Source organism: Micromonospora rubida, from assembly GCF_009908295.1.
Classification (GTDB): domain Bacteria; phylum Actinomycetota; class Actinomycetes; order Mycobacteriales; family Micromonosporaceae; genus Micromonospora; species Micromonospora rubida.
In genome coordinates, this window is sequence record NZ_JAAALO010000013.1 from 44404 (window position 1) to 69437 (window position 25034).

General features: G+C 74.0%; 15 protein-coding genes and 3 tRNA genes. 9 read left to right on the forward strand and 9 right to left on the reverse strand.

The features are described from left to right. Nucleotides 1-56: 56 nt before the first annotated feature. The 4 genes from GVV04_RS29450 to bioB form a co-directional block, all read right to left on the reverse strand. The gene (locus tag GVV04_RS29450) at nt 57-1016 is read right to left on the reverse strand and encodes a PDDEXK family nuclease (RefSeq protein ID WP_161692283.1); all 960 of its coding nucleotides are present in this window, start codon (nt 1014-1016) and stop codon (nt 57-59) included. 295 nt (nt 1017-1311) lie between these two features. Further along, nucleotides 1312-1821, reverse strand: coding sequence for a GNAT family N-acetyltransferase (locus GVV04_RS29455; RefSeq protein ID WP_161692284.1), 510 nt, complete (start codon nt 1819-1821; stop codon nt 1312-1314). Nucleotides 1822-1825: 4 nt separating this feature from the next. Continuing rightward, entirely contained in the window at nt 1826-2017 is a 192-nt protein-coding gene (bsaP, locus tag GVV04_RS29460) for a biotin synthase auxiliary protein BsaP (protein WP_161692285.1), read from the reverse strand. A gap of 11 nt (nt 2018-2028) precedes the next feature. Beyond that, the gene (bioB, locus tag GVV04_RS29465) at nt 2029-3024 is read right to left on the reverse strand and encodes a biotin synthase BioB (protein WP_161692286.1); all 996 of its coding nucleotides are present in this window, start codon (nt 3022-3024) and stop codon (nt 2029-2031) included. Between the two features lie 259 nt (nt 3025-3283). Here bioB and GVV04_RS29470 point away from each other — a divergent pair, with 259 nt between their 5' ends. The 4 genes from GVV04_RS29470 (at nt 3284) to GVV04_RS29485 (ending at nt 7489) form a co-directional block, all read left to right on the forward strand. Continuing rightward, nucleotides 3284-4420, forward strand: a complete 1137-nt coding sequence (locus GVV04_RS29470; protein WP_161692287.1) for an 8-amino-7-oxononanoate synthase — start codon at nt 3284-3286, stop codon at nt 4418-4420. A 41-nt stretch (nt 4421-4461) separates the two neighbouring features. Then, nucleotides 4462-5166: a dethiobiotin synthase gene (bioD, locus tag GVV04_RS29475; protein WP_161692343.1), complete on the forward strand. Its 705-nt coding sequence runs from the start codon at nt 4462-4464 to the stop codon at nt 5164-5166. 89 nt (nt 5167-5255) lie between these two features. Further along, on the forward strand, nt 5256-6803 hold the full coding sequence (locus GVV04_RS29480) for a sensor histidine kinase (protein WP_328822643.1): 1548 nt from the start codon (nt 5256-5258) through the stop codon (nt 6801-6803). Then, nucleotides 6800-7489 carry a response regulator transcription factor gene (locus tag GVV04_RS29485; RefSeq protein ID WP_161692288.1) on the forward strand — a complete coding sequence of 230 codons (690 nt, stop codon included), beginning with the start codon at nt 6800-6802 and terminating at the stop codon, nt 7487-7489. The genes GVV04_RS29480 and GVV04_RS29485 overlap by 4 nt, the downstream gene beginning before the upstream one ends. 3 nt (nt 7490-7492) lie before the next feature. On the opposite strand, the gene GVV04_RS29490 is transcribed toward GVV04_RS29485, so the two are convergent. From GVV04_RS29490 to GVV04_RS29505, 4 genes are all read right to left on the reverse strand, one after another. Beyond that, entirely contained in the window at nt 7493-8293 is an 801-nt protein-coding gene (locus GVV04_RS29490) for an ABC transporter permease (RefSeq protein ID WP_161692289.1), read from the reverse strand. Then, the gene (locus GVV04_RS29495; protein WP_161692290.1) at nt 8290-9249 is read right to left on the reverse strand and encodes an ABC transporter ATP-binding protein; all 960 of its coding nucleotides are present in this window, start codon (nt 9247-9249) and stop codon (nt 8290-8292) included. Before GVV04_RS29495 ends, GVV04_RS29490 begins: the two co-directional genes overlap by 4 nt. 211 nt (nt 9250-9460) lie before the next feature. Continuing rightward, entirely contained in the window at nt 9461-10624 is a 1164-nt protein-coding gene (locus tag GVV04_RS29500) for a cytochrome P450 (RefSeq protein ID WP_161692291.1), read from the reverse strand. Nucleotides 10625-10633: 9 nt separating this feature from the next. Beyond that, on the reverse strand, nt 10634-11302 hold the full coding sequence (locus GVV04_RS29505; protein ID WP_161692292.1) for a class I SAM-dependent methyltransferase: 669 nt from the start codon (nt 11300-11302) through the stop codon (nt 10634-10636). Between the two features lie 197 nt (nt 11303-11499). Between GVV04_RS29505 and GVV04_RS29510 the strand changes: the two genes are divergently transcribed. After that, a complete protein-coding gene (locus GVV04_RS29510) occupies nt 11500-12810 on the forward strand; it encodes a fatty acid desaturase (RefSeq protein WP_161692293.1) in 1311 nt (436 codons plus the stop codon). Nucleotides 12811-13234: 424 nt separating this feature from the next. On the opposite strand, the gene GVV04_RS29515 is transcribed toward GVV04_RS29510, so the two are convergent. Then, nucleotides 13235-13906 (reverse strand): TetR/AcrR family transcriptional regulator, encoded by a 672-nt coding sequence (locus tag GVV04_RS29515; RefSeq protein WP_161692294.1) that lies wholly within the window; start codon nt 13904-13906, stop codon nt 13235-13237. A gap of 424 nt (nt 13907-14330) precedes the next feature. Here GVV04_RS29515 and GVV04_RS29520 point away from each other — a divergent pair. The 4 genes from GVV04_RS29520 to GVV04_RS29535 all read left to right on the forward strand — a co-directional run bounded on the left by GVV04_RS29520 (nt 14331) and on the right by GVV04_RS29535 (nt 25014). Beyond that, nucleotides 14331-14403: transfer RNA gene (locus tag GVV04_RS29520), tRNA-Gly, on the forward strand. A 34-nt stretch (nt 14404-14437) separates the two neighbouring features. Beyond that, nucleotides 14438-14508, forward strand: a tRNA-Cys gene (locus GVV04_RS29525). 14 nt (nt 14509-14522) lie between these two features. Next, a tRNA-Val gene (locus GVV04_RS29530) sits at nt 14523-14597 on the forward strand. 634 nt (nt 14598-15231) lie between these two features. Continuing rightward, nucleotides 15232-25014, forward strand: coding sequence for an RHS repeat-associated core domain-containing protein (locus GVV04_RS29535; protein WP_161692295.1), 9783 nt, complete (start codon nt 15232-15234; stop codon nt 25012-25014). The last annotated feature ends 20 nt before the right edge of the window (nt 25015-25034 follow it).

Genomic DNA, 25034 nt, shown 5'->3' on the forward strand with positions numbered 1-25034 from the left:
GCCCCATTGAGACCTTGGACGGTTACCGTCCCCACGGGACGGTAACCGTCCAAGATTCATGTTGCGGGGCGCCAGCCCGCCGCCAGGAGGGCGCGGCGGAGGGTGGATGCGACCTCGTCGGGGCGGGCGCGGACGAGCCAGGCGGGGAAGCGCAGGATCCGGTCGCCCGCCGTCCACACGTCGTTCTGCCGCCGCATGTCGGCCGCCCACTCGCGTACGTCCATGTGGTGCGAGCCGTCGATCTCCACGTGCACCCCCCACTCCCGCCAGTACGCGTCCAGCCAGCGGGCCCGCCCGCTCGCGTCGGTGCGCCGGTGCTGGAGACTCGGGCGGGGCAGGCCGTGCCGCCGGCACAGCCCCAGAAAGCTGATCTCCGACAGGGCCTCCGCGCCCCCGGCGATGTCGTCGACGGTCCGGCGGACGAGGTGACGCCGGTGTGCCCGGGGGAGCGCGTCGATCACCGCCCGGATCTCCTCCGGCGACACCCGCCGCTGCTGACAGCCGGCGGCCAGCATCGCCCGGGCCTCGTCGACGGTGCGCGCCCAGCCGGCGGCGTCGACCAGGGCACGGGCCGTCGTCGTCCGGGGTGGCCGGGCGAGCTGGAGATGTGCCTGCGGCAGCACCGACGTGCGGTGCACCACCACCGCCGCCATGTCGACCGGCAGCCGCCGCAGCACCGTCCGGCCGGCCCGACGGGTCGCCGGCACCAGGACGTGCAGCGGCTCCCGTCGCAGCCCCCTGACACCGGCCTCGGCCGCCGCGGTGGCCCCGGCCAGCACCGAGCGGGGACCGGTGGCGAGCACCGCCACCCACAGTTGCTGGTCCCGGGTCAGCAGGCCGTTGCCGGTGAGCAGGACGCCCCGGCAGACCGAGCGCCACCGGCCGGATCGGACCCGCCTCCGGACGACGCCGGGGCCGAGTAGGCCCGTCGCCTGGGCGGTGGTGAGGACGCCGGACTGCGCGAACGCCAGCCAGCCAAGCGGGTCCTCGCCGTCGTCGGGAATCGTGAGCACCATCCCGTGACCCTGCCCGCCCCACGCCGACCACGTCCGCCCCGTCCGGCCCTGCGGGGTGTTCCCGTCCAAATCTTGGACACCTGCCGTCGTCAGGGAACAGCAGGTGTCCAAGAACCGGCGTGTTCCCGGAGGCGGCGCGACGGGTCCTGCCGCCACCGGGGTTTGGTCGGGCGCTCCGTCGCGCCAGCGACCGGCCTCGGCCGTCGGCTACCGGCGCAGGTGTCGGCTACCGGCGCAGGTGTCGGCTACCGGCCCCGGTGGCGGGACCGGTGGCGGGACGAACGGCGGCCGGACGTCAGTCGGCCAGGTCGTCGGCGAGGAGGTCCATCAGCAGGCCGTCGTGCCAGCGGCCGTCCTCGCCGCGCTCGTAGCGGCGCAGCACCCCGACCGGGCGGAAGCCCACCTTCGCGTACGCGCGGATCGCGGGGGTGTTGGCCGCCGCCGGGTCGATGGTGAGCCGGTGGTGGCCGTGCTCGTCGATCAGGTGCCGGGCCAGGGTGCGGACGGCGTCCCCGCCCAGCCCGCTGCCGCGTACCCCCGGGTCGAGGAAGAGGTCGAGGCTGGCGTGCCGGTAGTCGGGGTCGCTCTCGGCGTACCACTGGATGGCGCCGACGACCCGGCCGTCGTGCTCGATCGCGTACACGGTCAGCACGTCGTCGGCCAGGTCGGCGCGCACGGCCCCGGTCAGGTCGTCGCCGCCGCGCCACCAGCGCCGCACCTCGGGCGTGGACCGGATCGCCGCGAGGAGCGGCACGTCGGCGTCCGTCGCCGGTCGAAGCGTGACCGCCCTGCCCTGTAGCTTCACCGGCTCAACCCCGTAGCTCGCCGTGCTCGACGCAGGCCGCGGCCCAACCCACCGGCAGCACCTGCACCTTCATCCGCCGCCGGCAGTGCGCGCAGAACCGGGGTGGCTCCAGCTCCCGCGCCGCCCGGCACGCCGGGTGGCCCCCGGCGTCCGCCGGCTCCCCGCACCGGTCGCACCACACCCGCGTCGTGGTCATCGGCGTCGGCGTCACAGCGTCGCGGAGAGCGCCTTGACCGGCATCTTCAGGTCGTCCAGCAGCGCCAGGTCGTCGGTCGCCGGCCGGCCCAGCGTGGTCAGGTAGTTGCCGACGATGACCGCGTTGATGCCGCCGAGCAGGCCTTCCCGGGTGCCCAGGTCACCGAGGGTGAGCTCCCGGCCGCCCGCGTACCGCAGGATGGTGCGCGGCATGGCCAGCCGGAACGCGGCGATGGCGCGCAGCGCGTCCTTGCCCTCGACCACCGGACGGTCGCCCAGCGGGGTGCCCGGGCGCGGGTTGAGGAAGTTCAGCGGGACCTCGTGCGGGTCCAGCGAGGCGAGCTGCGCGGCGAACTCCGCGCGCTGCTCCACCGTCTCGCCGAGGCCGAGGATGCCGCCGCAGCAGACCTCCATGCCGGACTCGCGGACCATCCTCAGCGTCTCCCACCGCTCCTCCCAGGAGTGGGTGGTGACGACGTTCGGGAAGTAGGAGCGGCAGGTCTCCAGGTTGTGGTTGTAGCGGTGCACGCCCATGTCGACCAGCTCGTCGACCTGCTCCTGGCTCAGCATGCCGAGCGACGCGGCGATCTGGATGTCGACCTCCGCCCTGATCGCGGCGACGCCCTCGCGCAGCTGCTTCATCAGCCGGGCGTCGGGGCCGCGCACGGCGGCCACGATGCAGAACTCGGTCGCCCCGGTCGCCGCGGTCTGCTTCGCCGCCTTCACCAGGGAGGGGATGTCCAGCAGGACCGAGCGGACCGGCGAGGTGAACAGCCCGGACTGCGAGCAGAAGTGGCAGTCCTCCGGGCAGCCGCCGGTCTTCAGCGAGACGATGCCCTCGACCTCGACCTCCGGCCCGCACCAGCGCATCCGCACCTCGTGCGCGAGCTGTAGGGCGGCGGGGAGGTGCTCGTCGGGCAGGTTCAGCACGGCGAGGACACCGGCCTCGTCGAGGCCGACGCCGTTCTCCAGCACCTGTTTCCGGGCCTGGTCGAGGATCTCTGGCATGGCTCGTACCCTACAAGGCCACCCCGGCCCGGAGAAGCGCCCGATCCCGCCCGCCCGGATGGCCCGACCAGCCCCTGCCCGTTCCCGGGTCCCCCGGCACCCGCCCCCGTACATGCTCCGGATCCACCCCGCGCGGGACCACCGGCGGTCCCGCGTGCCGGGCCGCGCCACGCCGGGCCGCGGGCCACGGGTGGTAACTTCGCCCGGGCGTGAGCGGCCGTGGCGGACGGCCGGGGTCGACGGACGTGGGGAGCGTGGCGTGGCGGACTGGCTGGCGGCGCTGCACCGCCGTGCCGAGCTGCGGGCGAAGGCGGGACTGACCCGCAGGCTGCGCCCCCGGTCCGCCGGCGAAGCCGTGGTCGACCTCGCCGGCAACGACTACCTCGGCCTGGCCACCCACCCGGAGGTCACCGCCGCGGCCGGGCGGGCCCTCGCGGCGTACGGGCTGGGGGCGACCGGCTCCCGGCTGGTACGCGGGTCCACCGACGTGCACCACGGGCTGGAGGCCGCCCTCGCGGACTGGCTCGGCACCGACGGCAGCCTGGTCTTCTCCTCCGGCTACCTGGCCAACCTCGGCGCGGTCCGGGCGCTGGCGCAGCCGCGTACCCTGCTCGTCTCGGACGCCCACAACCACGCCTCGCTGATCGACGGCTGCCGGATCTCCGGCGCGGAGACCGTGGTCACCCCGCACGCCGACCCGGCGGCGGTGGCCGCCGCGCTGGCCGCCGCGCCCGGCCGCCCGGCCGTGGTGGTCACCGAGTCGGTCTTCTCCGTCGACGGCGACCTCGCCCCGCTGGCGGAGCTGCACGCCGTGGCCCGTCGGCACGGCGCCCTGCTGCTGGTCGACGACGCGCACGCGCTCGGCGTCACCGGCCCGGCCGGCGCGGGCGGGGTGGCCGCCGCCGGGCTCGCCGGCGAGCCGGACGTGGTGGTCACCGCGACCCTGTCCAAGGCGCTGGGCGGCGCGGGGGGCGTGGTCGCCGGGCCGGCCGAGTTCGTGCGGCACCTGGTGGAGACCGGCCGGACCTTCATCTTCGACACCGCCCTGCCGCCGGCCGTGGCCGCCGGGGTCCGCGCCGCGCTGGACCTGGCCCGCGCCGGCGACGACCTGCGCGCCGAGCTGGCCGAGCGGGCCGCGGAGACCGTACGCCGGCTGCGTGCCGCCGGGCTGACCGTCTCCGCGCCGGACGCCGCCGTGGTGTCGGTGACCGCCCCGGGCCCGGAGGCGGCGACCGCCTGGGCCGCCGGCTGCGCCGACCGGGGGGTGGCCGTCGGCTGCTTCCGCCCGCCGTCCACCCCGGACAGCCGGTCCCGGCTGCGGCTGACGATCAGCGCCGGGGTGCCCCGGGCGGACTTCGAGCGGGCCCTCGACGTGATCGTGGAGTGCGCCCCGTGACGGGTAGAGGTGACGTCGTGAGCGGGGCGTGGACCGGGCCGGTGCTGGTCACCGGCACCGACACCGAGGTCGGCAAGACGGTGGTGACCGCAGCGGTGACGGCCGCCGCGCAGGCCGCCGGCCTGCGGGTCGCCGTGGTCAAGCCCGGTCAGACGGGCACGGCCACCGGCGACCCGGGCGACATCGACTCGGTGACCCGGCTGGCTGCCCCGCTCACCGGCCGGACCCTGGCCAGCTACCCCGACCCGCTCGCCCCGCTCGCCGCCGCCCGGGTGGCCCGGTTGGAGCCGCTGGAGCTGTACGACGTCGTCGACGCCGTCCGCGAGGAGGCCGACAAGCACGACCTGGTGCTGATCGAGGGGGCGGGTGGGCTGCTCGTACCGATGGGGCTGCGCCCCTCGGGGGAGCCCTGGACGGTGGCGGACCTGGCGGTGGCGCTCGGCGCCCCCGCCGTGGTGGTGGCCCGCGCCGGGCTGGGCACCCTCAACCACACCGCGCTGACCCTTGAGGCGCTCCAGCGGCGCGCGGTGCCGGCCGGAGTGGTGATCGGCGCCTGGCCGGCGACGCCGGAGCTGGTGCACTGGGCGAACCTGACCGACCTGGTGCCCAACCTGTTCGGCGCGCTTCCGGCGGGCGCCGGGGCGATGGACCCGGGGGTGTTCCGCCGGTCCGCCCCGGGCTGGCTCACCCCGGCGCTGTACGGGGTGCTCGACGACTGGCGGGCCTGGGCCGAGGACAGCAGCTGACCACCGTTTGACCGGCACGCACGCCGGCCGGGCAACCACCTGACTTTCGTCGGTGCCGGGGCCCGACCACCGTCGGTAGCCTGGCCGACGTGCGGTGGGAGCGGTGGGAGTGGTGGCGTGGCGGCGTCCGGGGCGGGTTGCTGCGGGACGGGCTGCTCTGGGCGGTGGTCGCGGCGCCGATCGGCTTCGCCCTGCTCACGCCGCCGTACGACGGGAACTCCGTCCCGCTCGGGCTCGGCGCCCTGCTGCTGCTCGCCGCCGCCGTCCGGCTGGGCCACCGCCGACCGCTGACCGCGCTGGTGCTGGTGGTGCTCGGTTCCCTGCTCGACGGCAACTTCGTCTTCGCCATCCCGGTGTTCAGCTACCTGGCCGGCCGGCGCAGCCCCGGGACGGCCCCCGCCACGGCCGTGTTCGGGGTGATCGCCGTCGGGGGCACCATCCTGAACCTGGCACTGCTCGGCACCGACGCCACCACCTGGTTCCTGCTCGCCTCGGTGCTGTCCTTCGCCGGGGTGTTCCCCTGGCTGGCCGGCCGGTACTGGCGGCAGCAGCGGGAGCTGGTGGTGGCGGGGGACCGGCACGCCGAGGCGGTGGCCCGGGAGCGGCGCGGCGAGGCCGAGCGGATCCGGCTGCGGGAGCGGGCCCGGATCGCCCAGGAGATGCACGACTCCCTCGGCCACGAGCTGAGCCTGATCGCGCTGCGCGCCGCCGCCCTCGAACTCGCCGGCGACCTGCCGGCCCGGCACCGGACGGCGGCCGGTGAACTGCGCGTCAGCGTCGCCGGGGCCACCGAGAGGCTGCACGAGATCATCGGGGTGCTCCGGGAGGAGGTCGGCGGCCCGGCGTCCACCCTGCCGGCCGGGGAGAACGTCGCGGAGCTGGTCGACCGGGCCCGGGAGGCGGGAATGGCGGTGCGGCTGGACGGCGACCCGCTCGACCTGCCCGCGTTGGCCGGGCACGCGGCGCACCGGGTGGTCCGGGAGGCGCTGACCAACGCCGCCCGGTACGCCCCCGGCGCCCCGGTCACCGTCACCCTGGCCCGCCTCGGTGGCCGGGTCGAGGTCGGCGTGGCCAACGCCCCGCCGCCGGCCGGCCCGCTGCCCGGTCCGCCGTCCAGCGGCTCGGGCCTGCTCGCCCTCCGGGAGCGGGTACGCCTGGCCGGCGGCACGCTGACCGCCGGCCCGGGGGCGGCGGGCGGCTTCACCGTGCTGGCCCGCCTCCCACTCACGCCCACCCCGCCGCTCGACCCCCCACCGGCACAGCCGGTCGAGGGACAGCCTGTCGACGGACAGCCGGTGGAGGCGGAGCGGCGGCTGCGCGAGGCCCGTCGCCGGGTCCGGCGCAGCCTGGCCGCGGCGCTCGGCGCCCCGCTGGTCCTCGGGCTGGTGCTGACCCTGGTCTACTACCCGTTCGCCACGGCGGGCGCGGTCCTCGACGCCGTGACCTTCGACCGGCTGCCGCTGGGCGCCGCCCGGCAGGAGCTGACCGGCCTGCCGCGCCGCCAGGCGGAGCCGCCGGCCGGGGCGCGCTCCGGCTGCGAGTACTACACCGACGGCAACTTCCCGCTCGCGCAGGCCACCTGGCGGCTCTGCTTCTCGGACGGGCGACTCGTGGGCAAGGAGCGGATCGACCGATGACGGACCGATGGGACGACGGGCCGGGGGACGCCCGGCCGGTGCGGGTGGTGCTCGCCGACGACGAGGCGTTGATCCGGGCCGGGATCCGGGCGATCCTCGGCGCGGACCCGGGCATCGAGGTGGTCGGCGAGGCCGGTGACGGCGTGGCGGCCGTCGACCTGGTCCGGGCGCACCGGCCGGACGTGGCGCTGCTGGACATTCGAATGCCCCGCCTGGACGGGCTGGCCGCCGCCGCCGAGATCCGCCGGCTGGCACCGGGCACGGCAACGGTCATGCTCACCACGTTCGGCGAGGACGACCACGTGGCCCGGGCGCTCGGGCACGGCGCGAGCGGCTTCCTGCTCAAGGCCGGCGACCCGCGGGAGCTGATCGCCGGGGTGCGGGCGGTGGCCGGCGGCGGGGCGTACCTGTCGCCTCGGATCGCCCGGCGGGTGATCGAACTGAACGGCGCCCGGCTGGCCCGCCGCCCGGCGGCGCGGGACCGCACCGCCGGGCTGACCGACCGGGAGCGGGAGGTGCTGGCCCTGGTCGGCGCGGGCCTGTCCAACGCCGAGATCGCCCGCCGCCTGCACCTGGTCGAGGGCACCGTGAAGAGCTATCTGACCAGCATCTTCACCCGCCTGGAGGTGCGCAACCGGGTGCAGGCGGCGATCCTCGCCCACGAGGCCGGCCTCGTCGGGACGTGATCGTCAGGCGTCGCGGTGGCGCAGGGCGACCCGGCCGGCGGCCAGCGCGGCGGCGGCCCAGCCGGCGAGCAGCAGCAGCCCCACCACCGGCGGGTACGGGTCGGCGTCCCCGGCGAGGAAGTGGCCCCCGGCGACGCCCGGGAAGCCGTCGGCGATCCGGGTCAGCACGGCGATGCCCGGCTCCTGGAGCGACAGCGGCACGACCATCAGCACCGCGATCAGGACGATCACCGTCAGCACCGCGCTGCGCAGCACCGCGCCGAGGCCGAGCGCCAGCACCCCGACCAGCGCCAGGTAGGCCGCCGACGCCAGCACGTCGCGGACCGTGCCGCCGAGCGGGGCGTGGCCCCACTCGCCGAGCACCGCGCCGGCCACCAGCGCGCCGACCCCGCCGAGCAGCAGCCCCGACCCGAAGGTCACCGCCCCGGTCACCGCGGCCTTCGCCAGCAGTACGCGACCGCGCGACGGCGTGCAGCGCAGGGTGGTCCGCAGCGTGCCGGTGCCGAACTCGGCGGTGACCGCGAGCAGGCCGATGGCCAGCACGGCGTACTGGGTGAGTTCCAGGGAGCCGATGACGACGCTGCCGAGGGTGACCATCCCCCGGTCGTCGGCCGGGTCGTCGTTGGTGTTGTCGTTGGCGGCGTAGATGGCGAGCTGGCCGGCGGCGGCGGCCGTCAGCAGCACCGCCGACAGCAGCGTCCACCAGGTGGACCGCACCGACCACAGCTTGGTCCACTCGGCGGCGACCGCCCCGGCGAGCGGGCCGGCGGTCGGTGCGGTGCGGGTGGCGGGCTGGGCGTTCATCGGGCCTCGATCCGGTGGTGGGTGGTGGGGGAGTCGGCCGGGGCGGCGGCGTACTCGACGCTGCCGTCGGTCAACGCCATGAACGCCTGCTCCAGCGACGCGGCCACCGGGGTCAGCTCGTGCAGGGCCACCCCCAGCTCGTACGCGAGGTCGCCGACCCGGTCGACGGTCAGCCCGGTGACGGTCAGCCCGTGCGGTCCGTCGGCCTCGACGACGCCCCCGTCGCCGGCCAGCCGCCGGGCCAGTTCCGCCAGGCCGGCGGGCTGCGGGCCGCGTACCCGCACCGAGGCGGCGGCGGAGCCGCCCGCGATCACCTCGGCGGTGGGCGCGTCGGCGATGAGCCGGCCCCGGCCGATCACCACGAGGTGGTCGGCGGTCTGCTGCATCTCGCTCATCAGGTGGCTGGAGACCAGCACCGTCCGGCCCTGCGCGGCGAGCGAGCGGGTGAGCTGTCGGATCCAGCGCACCCCGTCCGGGTCGAGGCCGTTGACCGGCTCGTCGAACAGCAGGACCGGTGGGTCGCCGAGCAGCGCCCCGGCGATGCCGAGCCGCTGGCCCATGCCGAGGGAGAGGGTCCGGCCGGGCTTCGCGGCGGCCCGGTCGTCCAGGCCGACCAGGGCCAGCACCTCGTCGACCCGGCGGCGGTCGATGCCGTTGCTGCGCGCGGTGGCCAGCAGGTGGGCCCGCCCGGGCCGGGCCGGGTGGATCGCCCCGGCGTCCAGCAGCGCGCCGACGGTGTGCAGCGGGTGCCGCAGCTCCCGGTACGGCCGGCCGTCGACCAGGGCGCGGCCGGCGGTGGGCCGGTCCAGGCCGAGGATCATTCGCATGGTGGTGGACTTGCCCGCGCCGTTCGGGCCGAGGAACCCGGTGACCCGTCCGGGTGCGATGTCGACGGTCAGGTCGTCGACGGCGGTCGTCGGGCCGAACCGTTTCGTCAGGCCACGTAGTGTGATCATGGGTCGACGGTAGGGATCAGGGTGGCCCGCCCGCTGCTGCCGATCGGCGACGAACCACCCCCACCTTCGTCAGGTCCACCCGCCCACCCGACCTCGACGAGGTCCGCCCGCCCCGCCCCGCCCCGCCCCGCCCCGGTGTCCGGCCCGCCGACGCTTCGCCTACCTGGCGACTGGCCGGCATCCAGTTCAGTCCGCTCGACTCAACCTGAGGTCAGGGGCGGGCGATCACGAAGGCGTCCGGCATCCGGAAGGTCAGGTTGTCCGGGTACCAGGGCGGGCGGACGACGCGTACCCCGTCGAGCAGCGGCGCGGCCTCGGAGACCACCACGGCGGCCTCCAGCCGGGCCAGCTGGGCGCCGACGCAGCGGTGCGCCCCCGCCCCGAACGCCAGGTGCCGGCGGGAGCCGCGCTGCCCCGGGCGGAACTCGCCCGGGGCGGGCACCACGTCCGGGTCCCGGCCGGCGCGGGCCAGCCAGAGCACCACACCGGTCCCCGCCGGCACCGCCGTCCCGCCCAGCGTGGCGTCCACGGCGGCCACCCGCCGCCAGGTGACGATGGGCGGCTCCAGCCGCAGCCCCTCCTCGACCACGTCGGCGACCGCGACGCTGCCGTCGTGCAGCCCGGCGCGCACCGTCGGCTCGCCGGTCAGCCGGTGCAGCAGCAGGGTGAGGAACTGCGAGGTGGTCTCCTGGCCGGCGACCAGCAGGAAGAACAACGCCCCGACGACCACGTCGGGCGAGTGCCCGGCGGCCCGCAGCCGGGCGGCGAGGCCGCCCCCGGTGGCGGCGAAGCCGCGCAGCACGGTGTGGAAGCGGCCCACCTCGGCGGCGAGCGCCCGCTGCCGCGCCTCGTCGAGCGGGGCCCAGAACAGCTCCAGCGCCGCGCGGGCGAACTCCTTCACCGCGCTGACGGGGGCGTCCGGCAGCTCGACCAGCCGGGCCAGCACCAGCAGCGGCAGGTCCGCGGCGAAATCGGCGTGCAGGTCGACCGGTACGCCGGCGTCGAGCGCCGCGCGCAGCTTGGCCACCCGCTCGCGGACCAGCCCGGTCAGCCAGGGCCGCTGCGCGGCGACCCGGGTCGGGTGCAGCGCGTCGGCGACGATGCCACGGATTTGCGGGTGGCTCGCCCCGCCGTTGTTCGCCAGGGTCGGCGGCAGCCTGAACCGGTGCCCGGCGAGCAGCCGCAGGGCGGCCACCGGCAGCGGGGTGACCGCGTCCAGGGCGTTGTCGGGCCGGAAGGTCACCGGGTCGGCGAGCACCTGCCGGACCAGCGCGTGCCGCGTCACCACCAGGTGTACGACGCCGACGTGGTCGACGGCCGTCGCCACGTCCGGCCACCGCCCGCCGAGGGCGTCCCCCCATCCCCGGAACAGCACGGCGTCAACCTAGCGGGCGGCTCCCGGCGGGGCCGGGTCCAGCTCCCACACGGTGGTGCGCTTCACCCGCACGCTCTCCAGCGCCTCCGGCACCGGCACGTCGTAGGCGGCCAGCTCGCGGAACCGCTCCCGGGGCAGGAACGCCCGGCCCGGGTCGCCGACCAGCACCAGGGCGCCGGCCCGGGCGGCCCGGAGCAGGAAGCGCAGCATCCGCCGGGCCATCGCCTCGCTGTAGAAGACGTCCCCGGCGAGCACCACCTCGGCGTCGGCGGCGTCGCCGTCGAGGATGTCGCCCAGCTCGGCGTCGACGCGTACCCCGTTGGCGCTGGCGTTGAGGGCGACCGCGGCCACCGCGCGCTCGTCGACCTCGACGGCGCGCACGGCCGCCGCGCCCGCACGGGCGGCGGCGATGGCGACCAGGCCGGAGCCGGACGCGAGGTCGAGCACCCGGCGGCCGGCCACCAGCTCGGGGTGGTCGGTGACGTACCGGGCGAGGCCCTGCCCGCCGGCCCAGGCGAACGCCCAGAACGGCGGCGGTTGGGAGCTGCGGAACTCGCCCTCGGTGAGCTCCCACAGCCCGATCGGCTCGTCGGCCTGGTGCAGGCGGACCTCGGGGACGAAGGTCACCGGGGTGAGCCGCGCGTGCAGCTTCACGAAGGCCGTGGAGAGTTCGGACACGCGCCGATTCTCCCCGGTCGCCCCGACCGCCGCCGGTCGGGGCCGGCAGCCGCGCGGCGGTCATCGGAAGCCCCGCCGAGGCGGGGGCAGCGGCCGGGCCATAAATCTACAGCAATCTATTTTACAAAAACTCGTCACTTGTAAAACATCTTGACCCGTGCCACAGTCGGGGCGTATCCGGAGATCGGAGGTCGCCGATGGCCGCGCGTGCCGAATCGACAGTCCCGCCCGCAGCGCCAGCCCCCTCCGGCGCCTGGCGCGACCCGCGCAGGCGGCTCTGGCCGCTCGCCCTGCTGGTGCCGGCGCTGCCCTTCCTGGCTTGGCTGACCTGGCGGGGCGGGGTGGGATCGTGGGCCTGGTGGCTCACCCCGGTGGCGGTCTTCGGCATGATCCCCGTGGTCGACCTGCTGATCGGCGACGACCGGCGCAACCCGCCGGAGGAGGCGGTGCCGGCCCTGGCCCGGGACGGCTACTACCGCTGGCTCACCTACCTCTACCTTCCCGCCCAGTACGCCGGACTGGTTCTCGGCTGCGCGCTCTGGGTGTCGGGCGACCTGCATCCGTTGGGCGCGGCCGGGCTGGTCGCCACCCTCGGCGTGGTCGACGGCATCGCCATCAACACCGCGCACGAGTTGGGTCACAAGCGGGAGCGGCTGGAGCGCTGGCTGTCCAAGGTGGCCCTCGCCCCGACCGGGTACGGGCACTTCTACGTCGAACACAACCGGGGCCACCACGTCCGGGTCGCGACCCCGCCGGACCCGGCCAGCTCCCGGCTCGGGGAGAGCTTCTACGCGTTCTGGCCGCGTACCGTCTGGGGCAGCCTGCGGTCGGCCTGGCGGCTGGAGACGGCCCGGTTCCGCATCCGGGGCCGCAGCCCGTGGACGTACCGCAACGACATCCTCAACGCCTGGGCGATGACCGCCGTCCTGTTCGCCGTCCTGGTCGCCGCGTTCGGGTCGGGCGTGCTGCCCTTCCTGCTGCTCCAGGGCGTCCTCGGGTTCTCCCTGCTGGAGGTGGTCAACTACCTGGAGCACTACGGCCTGGCCCGGCAGCAGACCCGGGCCGGCCGGTACGAGAAGGTCGACCCCCGGCACAGCTGGAACAGTGACCGGACGGTCACCAACGTCTTCCTCTTCCAGCTTCAGCGGCACAGCGACCACCACGCCAACCCGCTGCGCCGCTACCAGACGCTGCGCAGCTTCGGCTCCTCGCCGCAGCTTCCCGCCGGGTACGCCACCATGGTCGTCGCCGCCCTGGTGCCGCCCGTGTGGCGGCGGGTGATGGACCGCCGGGTGCTCGCCCACTACGGCGGCGAACTGGACCTGGCCAACGTTCACCCACCGGCCAGGGCCCGGCTACGGAAGCGCCTGGGCCAGCCGGCTCCCGGCCTTCCCGATGCTCCCGGCGCCCCCGGCGTTCCTGGCGCTCCCGATGCTCCTGGCGCTCCCGATGCCCCTGATGCTTCCGGCGCTCCTGGCGACCTCGGGCCCGCGCCGACCTCCCGCTGACCGCCGCGTGGCGCCGCCCGGGCGGGCTGCGCCCAGTCGGGTCCGAAGGCCTCCTGGTACGACCGGTGACCGCCACGGGACGGGCCCGGTAGCCCCGGGCGACGCGGCCGGTCGGTCCGGTGGTCTCGTCGGCGGTCGGGCACTGGCCGTCGGGCAGCGGCGTACGGTCGTTCTCGGCGGTCGGGCTGCGGCGTATGTTCAGTCTCGGCCGTCGGGCTGCGGGCGGTGCGGTCAGCGCACGCGGTCGGGCTGCGGGCGGTGCGGTCAGCGCACGCGGTCGGGCTGCGGGCGGTGCGGTCAGCGCACGCGGTCGGGCTGCGGCGTACGGTCAGTCTCGACCGTCGGGCAGCGGGCGGTGCGGTCAGCGCACGCGGTCGGGCTGCGGCGTACGGTCAGTCTCGACCGTCGGGCAGCGGGCGTGTGGTCAGCCCACGCCGTCGGGCTGCGGTTGGGGCTGCTCGGCCCGGCGGGAACGCTCCTGCGCCGGGGCGGACCAGTCGAGCTGGGCCGGGTCCAGCCCCAGCTCGCGGGAGGTCACCAGCCGGATCCACTCGGCGAACTGGCGGCGGGAGATCACCCGCTCGTGGACCGCGAGCTGAACGGCGAGGCCGTCCATCACGGCGTTGATCCGCCAGGCGGCGCCGGCCGGGTCGGCGCACTCGAAGATGCCCTCGCGCACCCCGTCGCTGATCACCGCCGCGAGATCCTCCCGCCAGCGCAGATCCAGCCGGCGGGAGAGCTTCTCCAACTCCGGGGCCCGCAGTGACTCCGACCAGCCGTCGATCCACATCGGCCAGGAGGTCGACCGGCCCGTCGGGGTGTAGAGCTTGAGCATCCTGCGGAGCTTGACCAGGGGGGAGCCGGACGACCGGACCACAGCGTCGAGCCGGGCGAGGTCCTGTTCCACCGCGTACTCGAAGGCCTGGGCGAGGAGCCGTTCCTTGGTGGCGAAGTGGTAGAACACGAGTGCCTGGCTGACCCCGGCGGCCTGCGCCACGTCGGCCGTGCGGGTGTTGGCCAGCCCTCGTTCCGTGATCACGTCACAGGCCGTGCGCAACAGGGCATCCAGGCGGATCTCGGCGGCACGTCTCGTCACGCCGCTACCGTAACCTATCCGTTCGTACACAAACAGTTACCGCTGCGGTTGATTCACACCAAGAGAGTCGGAAATCGGACAGTTTTCCCCTCTTGCCAGGCATGCCCCAAGTGCTCCCACCCAGGCTCCTAGGAAGCTCCCACGCCGAGACCACCGCCTCACCCCCGCGCTGCCCCTGATGGGCCGGGGTGGCGAGCGCAAATTCCGGGAATTAGTGGCCTTGCAGCTGGCCGAGGCCACTAATTCCCGGAATTTGCGCGGGGGCGTTCGGGTGGGGCGTTCGGGTGGGGTGGGGTGGGGTGTGGGGGGTTGGGGGCGTGGGGGTGGGCGGGGGGTGCGGGGCGCGCCGGGTGGCCCCCGAGTTGGCAACCGTTCCCGGACTCGGCTAAAGTTCTCATCCGTCACCGGTTAACGCCGGAGACAAGCGGACGTAGCGCAGCTGGTAGCGCATCACCTTGCCAAGGTGAGGGTCGCGGGTTCGAATCCCGTCGTCCGCTCGGAGCTGCCGCCATGCATGTCGGAGGCAACCTCGGTGGAGTGGCCGAGAGGCGAGGCAACGGCCTGCAAAGCCGTGTACACGGGTTCAAATCCCGTCTCCACCTCGGCAAGTTGACGAGGGCGATTGGCGCAGTGGGAGCGCGCTTCCTTGACACGGAAGAGGTCACTGGTTCAAACCCAGTATCGCCCACCAGTAGTTGACAGGCTGTGCGACCCGTTACCGGAGTTTCGGTAGCGGGTCGTTTGCTGTTCGGGTCGGTACGCGGGGGCGTGGCCCCAGGGCTCGCGGTCGTTTCCTGGGGATGAGCGCCTCCGGGCGTCCCGCTTCCGCTCCAGTGGAGCGTTTCTGGCCGCCGACGGTTGTCGCCGTGCTGTCGGTGGAGCGGGCGCGTAGACGGGGCAGCTCCACAGGGGCCGAAGGGCATGTCCCCGACCCGGGAATGGGGCGGCGACCTCCCGGGGCATTCGCGGGAGAGGGGACACAGCGCAAGACCGAGGCCCTGCCCCCGGATCTCGGGTCAGCCTCAAGGAGCGGAGCGGGATTCCCAGAGGGTGGATGAACTTCGGGCGGGATCGGACGCTCCGCGACTGTGCCGGGGCCCAGGGCCAGGAGAAACCGTGCCGGCCGGGAGAAACCGTGCCGGCCGGGAGAAACCGTGCCGGCCGGGAGCGCGGCCGTTCAGCCGGATACCGGCAGCGGTTGAACGGTCGCTGTGGATAACGGTTCCATATAGCTGGCGATGTGCCGCAGTGTGCCGCGATATCCATCTGGCGGCATCGCGGAGCCGCGATGCGGGGTAGCAACTCGCGCGTCACGGAGGTCTGCGATGCACGACGGCAACATGAGCGCGTCAGGTGGCCGGACCGTGGACCTGCTCCGTGCGCGCCCGCCACTGCGTCGAACACTGGTCGGGGCGCTGGCCGCGACGATGGCGCTCGTCGTCCTGGTGAGCGGGACGGGGGATCTGCCACGGCCGCTCGAAGGCCAGAATGCGGCGTCGCGTACGGGAGCCGAGTCGGCCCGGGGCGACGGTGGCGGCGCGGCGGACGCAGCCGCGCCGGAGCAGCGGTGGGACGGCCCGTCGAAGGCCGGCGCGGCCGCGCAGCAGCGGGTGAACCGGAAGATCCCCGCCTCCCAACGATCGCGCTATCCGCAGCACTCGCTGCCGCAGCAGTCAACCGCCCCGGCCAACACCGCCTCGCTGGGGCAGCCGTCGAAGGCGCCGGTGCGTGGCTACCAGCCGACCAGCAGCCGGGAGTTGGCGCAGCAGCGCGACGCCTACCAGCAGGTGTACGACAACGCCGACGGCACCCAGACCACCGTGTTCTCCACCGCGCCGATCAACTATCGGACCCCCGGCGGCGGTTGGGCGCCGATCGACCCGAAGCTGACCGCCGACACCGCTTCGGGCTGGCGCAACGCGGCCGACGCGGTGGGGGTCCGGCTCGCCGCACGGGCCGACGCCCCGGCCCTGGCCCGCTTCGCCCTCCCCGACGGCAAGGCCGTGTCGTACGGGTTGGCCGGCGCCGCGCCGGTGTCCGGACGGGCCGACGGGTCGCTGGTCGTCTACCGCGGGGTGCTGCCCCACGTGGACCTGGAACTGGAGTCGCGCCCCGGGGCACTGAAGGAGACCCTGGTGCTGCGCTCGGCGAATGCGCCGCGGGTGTACGACTTCCCGCTGCGCCTCGAAGGGCTCACCGCGGCGGTGCACGACGGCGCGGTGCGGCTCTCCGACGCCGCCGGCACGGTGCGGGCCGTCTTCCCGCCGGGCTACGTCGTCGACGCCGCACCCGTTCCGGTGACCTCGACGGCCGTCAGGTACCAGCTGCTCGGCGTCGGTGGCAGGCCGACGCTGCGGGTTTCCGTGGACGACGGGTGGCTGCGCGACCAGGCCCGGGTCTACCCGGTGCGGCTGGACCCGACGGTGGAGCTGCCGGTGGCGGAGGGCGCCGCTGATTCGGCCATGTACGTGCACGGCTCCGGCTCCGCCGCGGGCGGCACCGAGCTGCGGGTCGGCACGGTGAGTGGCACCAACGCCGCGTCGTACGTCAAGTTCGGTGGTCTGGTGGACCGGCTGCGCTACCACACGATCTTCGGCGCGCAGCTACAGGTGGTCAACTACGACTCCGACTCCTGCCAGGCGCGGGAGGTGACCGTGCACCCGGTGACGGCCGGGTGGTCGGCCGGCGGCGGCTACTCCTATCCCGGCCCGGCGGTCGGCGCGGCGTTGGCCGGCGAGTCGTTCGCGCACGGCTACGTCGCGTTCGGTCAGAGCCAATCGGCCTGCCCGGCCGCGGCCGAGGCGTTCGACCTGGGCGGCGCCGGTGCCGAGCTGGTGCAGCGGTGGGTCAACGGGGAGCAGGCCAACAACGGCCTGTCGCTGCGTGCCTCGGCCGATCCGCTCAGCGGGAAGCGGTTCGCCGGCAACGGAACGGCGAACCCGCCGAGGTTGTACGTGACGCACAGCCCGTACAACGCCTCGTACCAGATCCCGAAGCCGGTGCCCAACCCGCCGGTGTTGCAGAACCAGGACGGCCGGGTCGCCGTGACGGTGACCAACCTCAGCGCCGAGGCCTGGGCGGTGGGCAGCTACTACCTGGCCTACCGCGCCTACAACGCCCTGACCGGCGCGGCGGTCTCCCAGCAGCGCGCGGCCAACCTGACCGCCCCGGTGGCCCGTGGTGCCCAGGTGACCCTCGACGCGACCATCAAGGCCATGCCGCCGGGCAGGTACTTTCTCGACTTCACCATGGTTCGTACCGGCGGCGTGGTCTTCACCGACCACCAGGTGCCGCCCGCCCGGATGGTGCTCGAGGTCATCGACATCCCACCGGTCGTGCAGGAGCTCTACCCGCCGAACGGTTACCCCGCACCGACCCTGTCCCCGCAGCTGTGGGCGCGCGCGGTGGACATCGACGCGCCCCCGGGATCGTCGCTCACCTACAAGTTCGAGGTGTGCGAGCAGACGGCGTCGGGTGGCACCACCGGCTGCTTCGACTCGGGTTTCCAGGCGAAGACCGCCTGGACGGTGCCGGCCGGCCGGCTGTCCTGGAGCAAGGCCTACCAGTGGCGGGTGATCGTCAAGGACGGCGGCAACGAGGTGTCGTCGCCGGGCTCGACGCTGCTCACCTCCGTGCCGCAGCCGGAGATCACCTCGCGGATCGCGGGCGCGACGACTGCGGCGCGTGAGCGCGAGTTCGACGCGCAGACCGGCAACGTCTCCACCACCGCGATGGACGCCACGGTCACCACGGTCGGTCCGGAGCTGAATCTGGTCCGCACCTACAACAGCCTCGACCCGCGGCGCGACGGCGCGTTCGGGGCCGGCTGGTCGACCCGGTACGACATGCGTCTCGTCGCCGACGCGGACGGCTCCGGCAACGTGCTGGTCACCTACCCGGACGGGCAGCAGGTGCGCTTCGGCAGGAACCCGGACGGCACCTTCGCCGCGCCGTCCGGCCGCACCGCGTCGCTGACCTGGAACGGCACCGTCTGGACGCTGGTGGACAAGGCGAAGATGGCCTACCAGTTCTCCGCCGCCGGCCGGCTGACGAAGATCACCGATGCCGCCCTGCGGTCGATCGTGCTGACCTACAGCACCGCCGACGGGAAGCTGGCCCGGGCCCGGGTCTCCAACAGCCAGACCAACACCGCCGGCCGGTCGTTGGCCTTCACCTGGTCCGGCGCGCACGTGGTCAGCGTCGCCGCGGACCCGGTCAACGGCACGGCGCCGACGTGGACCTACACCTACAGCGGTGACCTGCTCACCTCGGTCTGCGCCCCGGGCAACGTCTGCACCCGGTACGGCCACGCCGCCGGGTCGCACTACCGCACCGGGGTGCTCGACGCGAAGCCGGAGTCGTACTGGCGCCTGGGTGAGGCGCAGGGCACCGCCGCCGGCAGCGAGGTCGCGGTCAACCTCGGCAAGGACGCCGGCACCCACGCGAGCGTCACCCTCGGCGCGGCCGGCGCGCTGACCGGCACCGGCAACACCGCGGCCGGCTTCAACGGCACCTCCTCCGTGGTCGAACTGCCCAAGGGGGCGGTGAAGAAGCCCCGCGACGGCGCGGTCGAGCTCTGGTTCAAGAACAGCGTCACCGGCAGCGGCGGCCCGCTGCTGGGCTACCAGGACAAGGCGCTCGGCGCCGAGTCCACCACCGGGGTGCCGGTGCTGTACGTGGGCACCGACGGCAGGCTTCGCGGCCAGTTCGGCGGCCCCACGATCGCGCCGCTGACCTCGACCGCCGCCGTCAACGACGGGCGCTGGCACCACGTCGTGCTGTCGGCCATGGGCGACGTGCAGACGCTCTACCTCGACGGTGCCAAGGCGGCCGAGCGCACCGGCGCCACGGTCGAGCATTCGCTGCTGACCTTCAACCAGCTCGGCGCGGCGTACGCGACCTCGCCGGCCTCCTGGCCGGCCTGGGGCACCACGGCGCGGCGGTACTTCACCGGCGCGATCGACGAGGTGGCCGTCTACTCCCACCCGCTGGGCCAGGCGGCGGTCACGGAGCACTACCGGTACGCCGCCGGCGCCAACCAGTTGACCACGGTGACCCTGCCCAGCGGCAAGGTCGCGGCGCAGTTCACGTACGACACCGCGGCCGACCGGGTCACCAGGCACACCGACCGGCAGGGCGGCACGTGGAGCATCGGCGCGCCGCTGGTGTACGGCGGCGACACCGACCTGCGCCGCAGCGTGCAGGTGCTGGACCCGGCCAACCGGCCGCACCTGTACGAGTACGACGCGCTCACCGGGCAACTGCTGCGCTCGGGCACCCCGCTCGGCCTGGAGACCCGCGAGGAGGACCGGCCCGGCTCGCCCACACCGTCGCCGTCGCCGTCGCCGCCGACCAAGGTGTGCTCCACCCCCGACCCGGGCGACCCGGCGTTCTGCACGATCATCCCGGGTGACGCGGGCGGTCCGGTGTTCGTGCGGCACCCGCTGGACGGGATGGCGATCCGCACGTTCGAGTACGACGATCGCGGCAACCAGAACGTGGTCACGAACGAGAACGGCGACGCCGTACGGATGACCTACGACGAGCGCGGCAACGTCACGTCGAAGCGGACCTGCCGCACCACGAGCGTCTGCAGCACCACCTACACGACCTATCCGGCGACCGTGACGGACCCGCTCGACCCGCGTAACGACCGGCCGACCGAGTCGCGGGACGGACGCTCGGCCAGCGCCACCGACAACACCTACCGCACCACCTACACCCACACCTCGGCCGGTGAGCTGGCGACGCAGGTCAACCCGGACGGCAGCACGGTCAGCCACACGTACACCACCGGCGGCGAGGCCGCGTACGGCGGCGGCAACGTGCCGGCCGGACTGCCGCTGAGCAGCACCGACGCGCGCGGCAAGGTCACTCGCTACGCCTACTACCAGAACGGCGACCTGTACCGGGCCACGCAGCCGTCGGGCGCGGTCACCAGCTACACCTACGACGCGCTCGGTCGCACGCTCACCACCACGGAGACCTCGAACGCCTACCCGGCCGGGGTGGTCACCAGCTCCGCCTACGACGCGCTGTCGCGGCTGGTCGGCACCACCGGGCCGGTCACGACCGACAAGGTGACCGGCCAGGCGCACCAGAAGCGTTCCACGACCGTCTACGACGTGGACGGCAACGTGACGCGCATCGACGTCGACGACGTGCGCGGCGACGACGAGACCCGCACCACCACGTGGGAGTACGACCAGCACAACCGGCCGACCAAGGTCACGGATGCGGAGGGCAACGAGACCGTCAAGAACTACGACCGGTTCGGCAACGAGACCACGGTCGTGGACGCCAACGGCAACCGGTACGACTACGCCTACACCGCGCGCAACGCGTTGGCCGAGGTCCGGCTGCGGGCGTACGCCGGTGACGGGGGCCCCAGCACCGGCGACTACCTGGTGCTGCACACCTACTCGTACGACTACGCCGGGCGGATGGTCAGCGACACCGACGCGATGGGTCGGCGGTTGGAGTACCAGTACCAGGGCGACGACCAGCTGCACCGCATCGTGCTGAAGAACTTCCGCAACCCCGACGGCACCACGCGCGACTACGTCGTGGAGGAGAACACCTACGACGGCGCCGGCAACCTCACCCGGCAGGCAGCGGCCAACGGCACCTCGGTCACCCAGCAGACGTTCACCCGGACGGGCCAGGTCGCCAGCGTCGTGGTCAACCCCGGTGGCGCCGCGCTGACCACGTCGTACACGTACGACGCGATGGGCAACGCCACCCGGGTGATGCGCACCGGCCGGGCGTCCAACGTGCCGTGGACCATGTCCACCGCCCCGGAGCAGGTCGACTACGCCTACGACGACAGCGGCAACCCGATCCGCCAGACGGTCACCGCCGGCTCGGTCGCCCGGGTCACCACCAGCGCCTACGACCAGCGCGGCCTGCTGACCGCCAGCACCGACCCGGCGGGGCGGACCACCAGCTACGACTACGACGAGTTGGGCCGCCAGGTCAGGGCGACGGTTCCGGCGGTGGCCGCCGAGGAGAACGGCGGCGCGCCGACCACGGTCGCGCCGACCACGGTCACCGGCTACAACACCTTCGACGAGACGGTGCACGTGGCCGACGCCCGGGGCAACGTCAGCAGCTATGCCTACAACCGGTTGGGCCGCCAGGTCGGCCGCGCCGCCCCGACGTACTGGCCGCCGGCGGGGGTGAGCGCGCTGCAACCGACCACGACGGCCCGCTACGACGCCGGGGGCAACGTGGTCGAGACCGTCGACGCCCGGGGCAACGCCACCCGGTACCGGTACGACCAGCTCGGACGGCTGGTCAGCCGGGACGAGCCGACCGGCGTCACGGATCGGGCCGTGACCCGGTACAGCTACACCCGTACCGGCCAGATGCTGTCGGCGACCGGCCCCACCGGAGACCGGACCGAGGCGACCTACGACGACCTCGACCGGCAGCTCACCACGACGGTGTTGGAGCGGTATCCCACGGCCCGCACCCTCACCACGCGGTACCGCTACGACGACGCCGGCAACATCACGTCGATGGCGTCGCCCGGCGGCGCCACCACCTCCAACGTGTACGACACGCTCGGTCAGGTCACCCGCGTGGTCGACCCCGCCGGGGTGTCCACCAGCTACGGGTACGACTACGCCGGCCGGCAGGTGCGCGCCAGCGACGGGTTGGGCCGCACCGAGCGGGTCGACTACGACCCGCTGGGGCTGATCACCGCCGAGTCGGACGTGGCACCGGACGGGTCGGTCCTGCGTACCCAGACCTACGGCTACGACGCCGTGGGCAACATGGTCTCGGCGACCAGCCCGGGCGGCGTGACCACGACCTACGAGTACGACGCGCTCGACCGGCCGACCCGGCAGGTGGAGCCCGTCACCGCCACCACCTCGGTCACCACCAGCTTCGGTTACGACGCGGCCGGCAACCGCACCCGCTACACCGACGGGCGCGGCAACCGCACCATTTCCACCTTCAACAGCTGGGGGCTGTTGGAGTCGCAGGTCGAGCCGGCCACCACCGCGCACCCGAACGCGACCGACCGCACCTGGACGGTGGCGTACAACATCGCCGGGCAGCCGGGCCGGCTCACCGCGCCGGGCGGGGTGACCCGGATCCGCAGCTACGACGCGGCGGGCCGGTTGACCGGTGAGACCGGCGGCGGCGCCGGCACCCCCGAGCGCACCCTCGGCTACGACCTGACCGGCCGGCTGACCCGGGCCACCGCGCCGGTCGGCACGGACACGTTCAGCTACGACGACCGCGGCAACCTGCTCACGTCGACCGGCCGGGCCGGCACCGCCACCTTCGGCTACGACGCCGACGGCCAGCTGACCAGCCGGGCCGACGCCGCCGGGGCGTCCGCCTACACCTACAACCGGGGCCAGCTCACCGCGATCCGCGACGGCATCGCCGACGTGACCCAGAGCTACACCTACGACGCCGCCGGGCAGGTGACCGGCATCGACTACGGCTCCGGGCGCGTCCGCGCCTTCACCTACGACGATCTGGCGCGCGTCACCAGCGACGTCACCCGCAACTCGGCCGGGCAGTCGGTCAGTTCGATCGGCTACACCTACAACCTCGAGGACAAGCTGGTCGGCAAGAAGACGACCGGAACGGTCGGGGCGGGTAACCACACCTACGCCTACGACCTGGCCGGGCGCCTGGTCTCGTGGACCGGCCCGCAGGGCGCGGTGGCATACGCCTGGGACGCGTCCGGCAACCGGACCCGGGCGGGCGCGAAGACCGCCACGTACGACGAGCGCAACCGCCTGGTGTCCGACTCGGACTACACGTACACCTACACCGCGCGGGGCACGCTCGCCTCGCGGACCAGCTCCGGCCTGACCGAGACGTACGCGTTCGACGCGTTCGACCGGCTCACCGCCGCCGGCTCGGTGGGCTACACGTACGACGCGTTGGACCGGGTGGCGACTCGCGGCGGGGTCTCGTTCGGCTACGCGGGCACGGCGGACGACGTCGTCACCGACGGCGCGGGTCGCTACTCCCGGGGGCCGGCCGGCGAGGTCGTCGCTGTCGGAACCGGTGACCAGGAGCTGCTGGCCGTCACCGACGGGCACGGCGACGTGGTGGCCGGCATCGACCCGGCCGACACCGCCCTGACCGACGTCACCGACTCGAAGGCGTACGACCCCTTCGGCGAGGTCGTCGCCACCGAGGGTGACACGGGTGACCTGGGCTTCCAGGGCGACTGGACCGACCCGGCCACCGGCCAGGTCGACATGGGCGCGCGCTGGTACGAGCCGGGCACCGGGGCGTTCGTCTCCCGCGACACGGTCGGATACCGCAGCGGCGACGCGATCCTGGCCAACCGGTACACCTACGCGGCGGGCGATCCACTGGCGCACACCGACCCGGACGGGCACTGGCCGTCCTGCGGTTGGTGCAAGTCGGTGATCAACAAGGTCAAGAAGACCGCCTCCAGCGTCTGGTCCGGGGTGAAGAAGGCCGCCAGCTCCGCCTGGTCGGGGGTGAAGCGGGTGGCCAGCGCGGTCTGGTCCGGGGTGAAGTCCGTGGCCAGTTGGGTCGGCTCGGCGATCAAGAGGGCGGCCAACGCGATCTCCAGCGCGGCGAAGGCGCTCTACAACAAGGCCCGGGCGGCCGTCAGCTGGGTCAGCGGGAAGATCAGATCCGCGGCCACCTGGGTGGCCGGCAAGGTGTCCCGCGCGATCAAGGCGGTGAGCAAGGCCACCGCCGGCGCGGTGAACTGGGCCAAGCAGAAGGCCGCGCAGGCGCGGCAGGCGATCTACGTGGCGAAGCAGAGGATCACCGAGACCGCGCGACGGGCCATCGAGTACGCGGTCCAGCACAACCCGATCAGGGCTTTGGCCGCCGTGCTGAAGCCGGTGATCTCCACCATCAAGACGGTGGTGTCGGTCGCGGCGCACATCCCGGCCGCGGTGGTCGCCGTCGTCCGGGACGTCGTCGTCGACACGGTCCAGGCCACCAAGGTCATCTACGAGGCGGCTGTCGAGGCGGCCGGCGTGGTCGTCGAGGCGGTGTCGAAGGCGACCGAGGCGGTGGTGGACTTCGCCCAGGCGGCGGCGCCGTACGTGCAGAGCGCGTTGAGCGTCGTCGCCGACGCCGTCGGCGTCACCGACCTGGTCAGCTGCGTGACCAAGGGCGACCTCGAGGCGTGTGCCTGGACTGCGGCGACGATCGCCGGCTACGCCCTCGGTGGCGCCGGCGGCGGCGCGGTGCGCGCGGCGCGGGTGGGGAGCCTGGCCGTCAGGCACGCCGACGAGATCGCCGACGTCGCCCGGGGCGGATCGAAGCTGGTCAAGGACGCCAAGCACAGCATGGACAACGTCGCCGACGTGGCCTCCTGCGCCACCGGCAACAGCTTCAGCGGCGAAACCCTGGTCCGGATGGCCGATGGCTCGACCAAGCCGATCAGCAAGATCAAGGTTGGCGAGAAGGTGCTCGCCACCGACCCCACCACCGGCCGCACCGGCGCCTTCGCGGTCAACGCCGTCATCGTCGGCGAGGGTCAGAAGGAGCTCGTCGAGGTCGAGGTGGACACCGACGGCGCGGCGGGCACGGCGAGCGGCACGGTCACCGCGACGCAGGGTCACCCGTTCTGGTCGCCGGAGGGCCGGCGCTGGGTCGAGGCCGGTGACCTGGCGCCCGGCGACCAGCTGCGGACGTCCACCGGCGGCACGGCGACCGCGCTGGCCACCAGGGAGTGGACCGAACGCAAGCGGGTGTACAACCTCTCCGTCGACACGCTGCACACGTTCTTCGTGATCGTCGGCGGCCTGGACATGTTGGTGCACAACACCGACCCGGCCTGCCCGGTCCACGGCCCGGCCAACCTGTCCGCCGTGCTCGACAAGGCACCCAGCCCGTGCACCTGCCCGGGGGGCAGGGGCGACATCGTGAACGACGGCACCGACATCATCAGCGGCACCCTGGAGCGTCGGGACCGGTTCAGCAACGCGGTCGACGCGGTGGAAACCGCCCAGGGCGTCGGCGACAACTTCGTCCCCGGCGAGACCGTCCTCGACCCTCTCCTCTCCGTGACCCTGAGCGTCGGCGCACTCGGTCACACGGGACGGCTGGTTGTCAGGACGCTCGCCGGCCGGAGACCTCGGTGATCTCGCGCATCGCCTTCAAT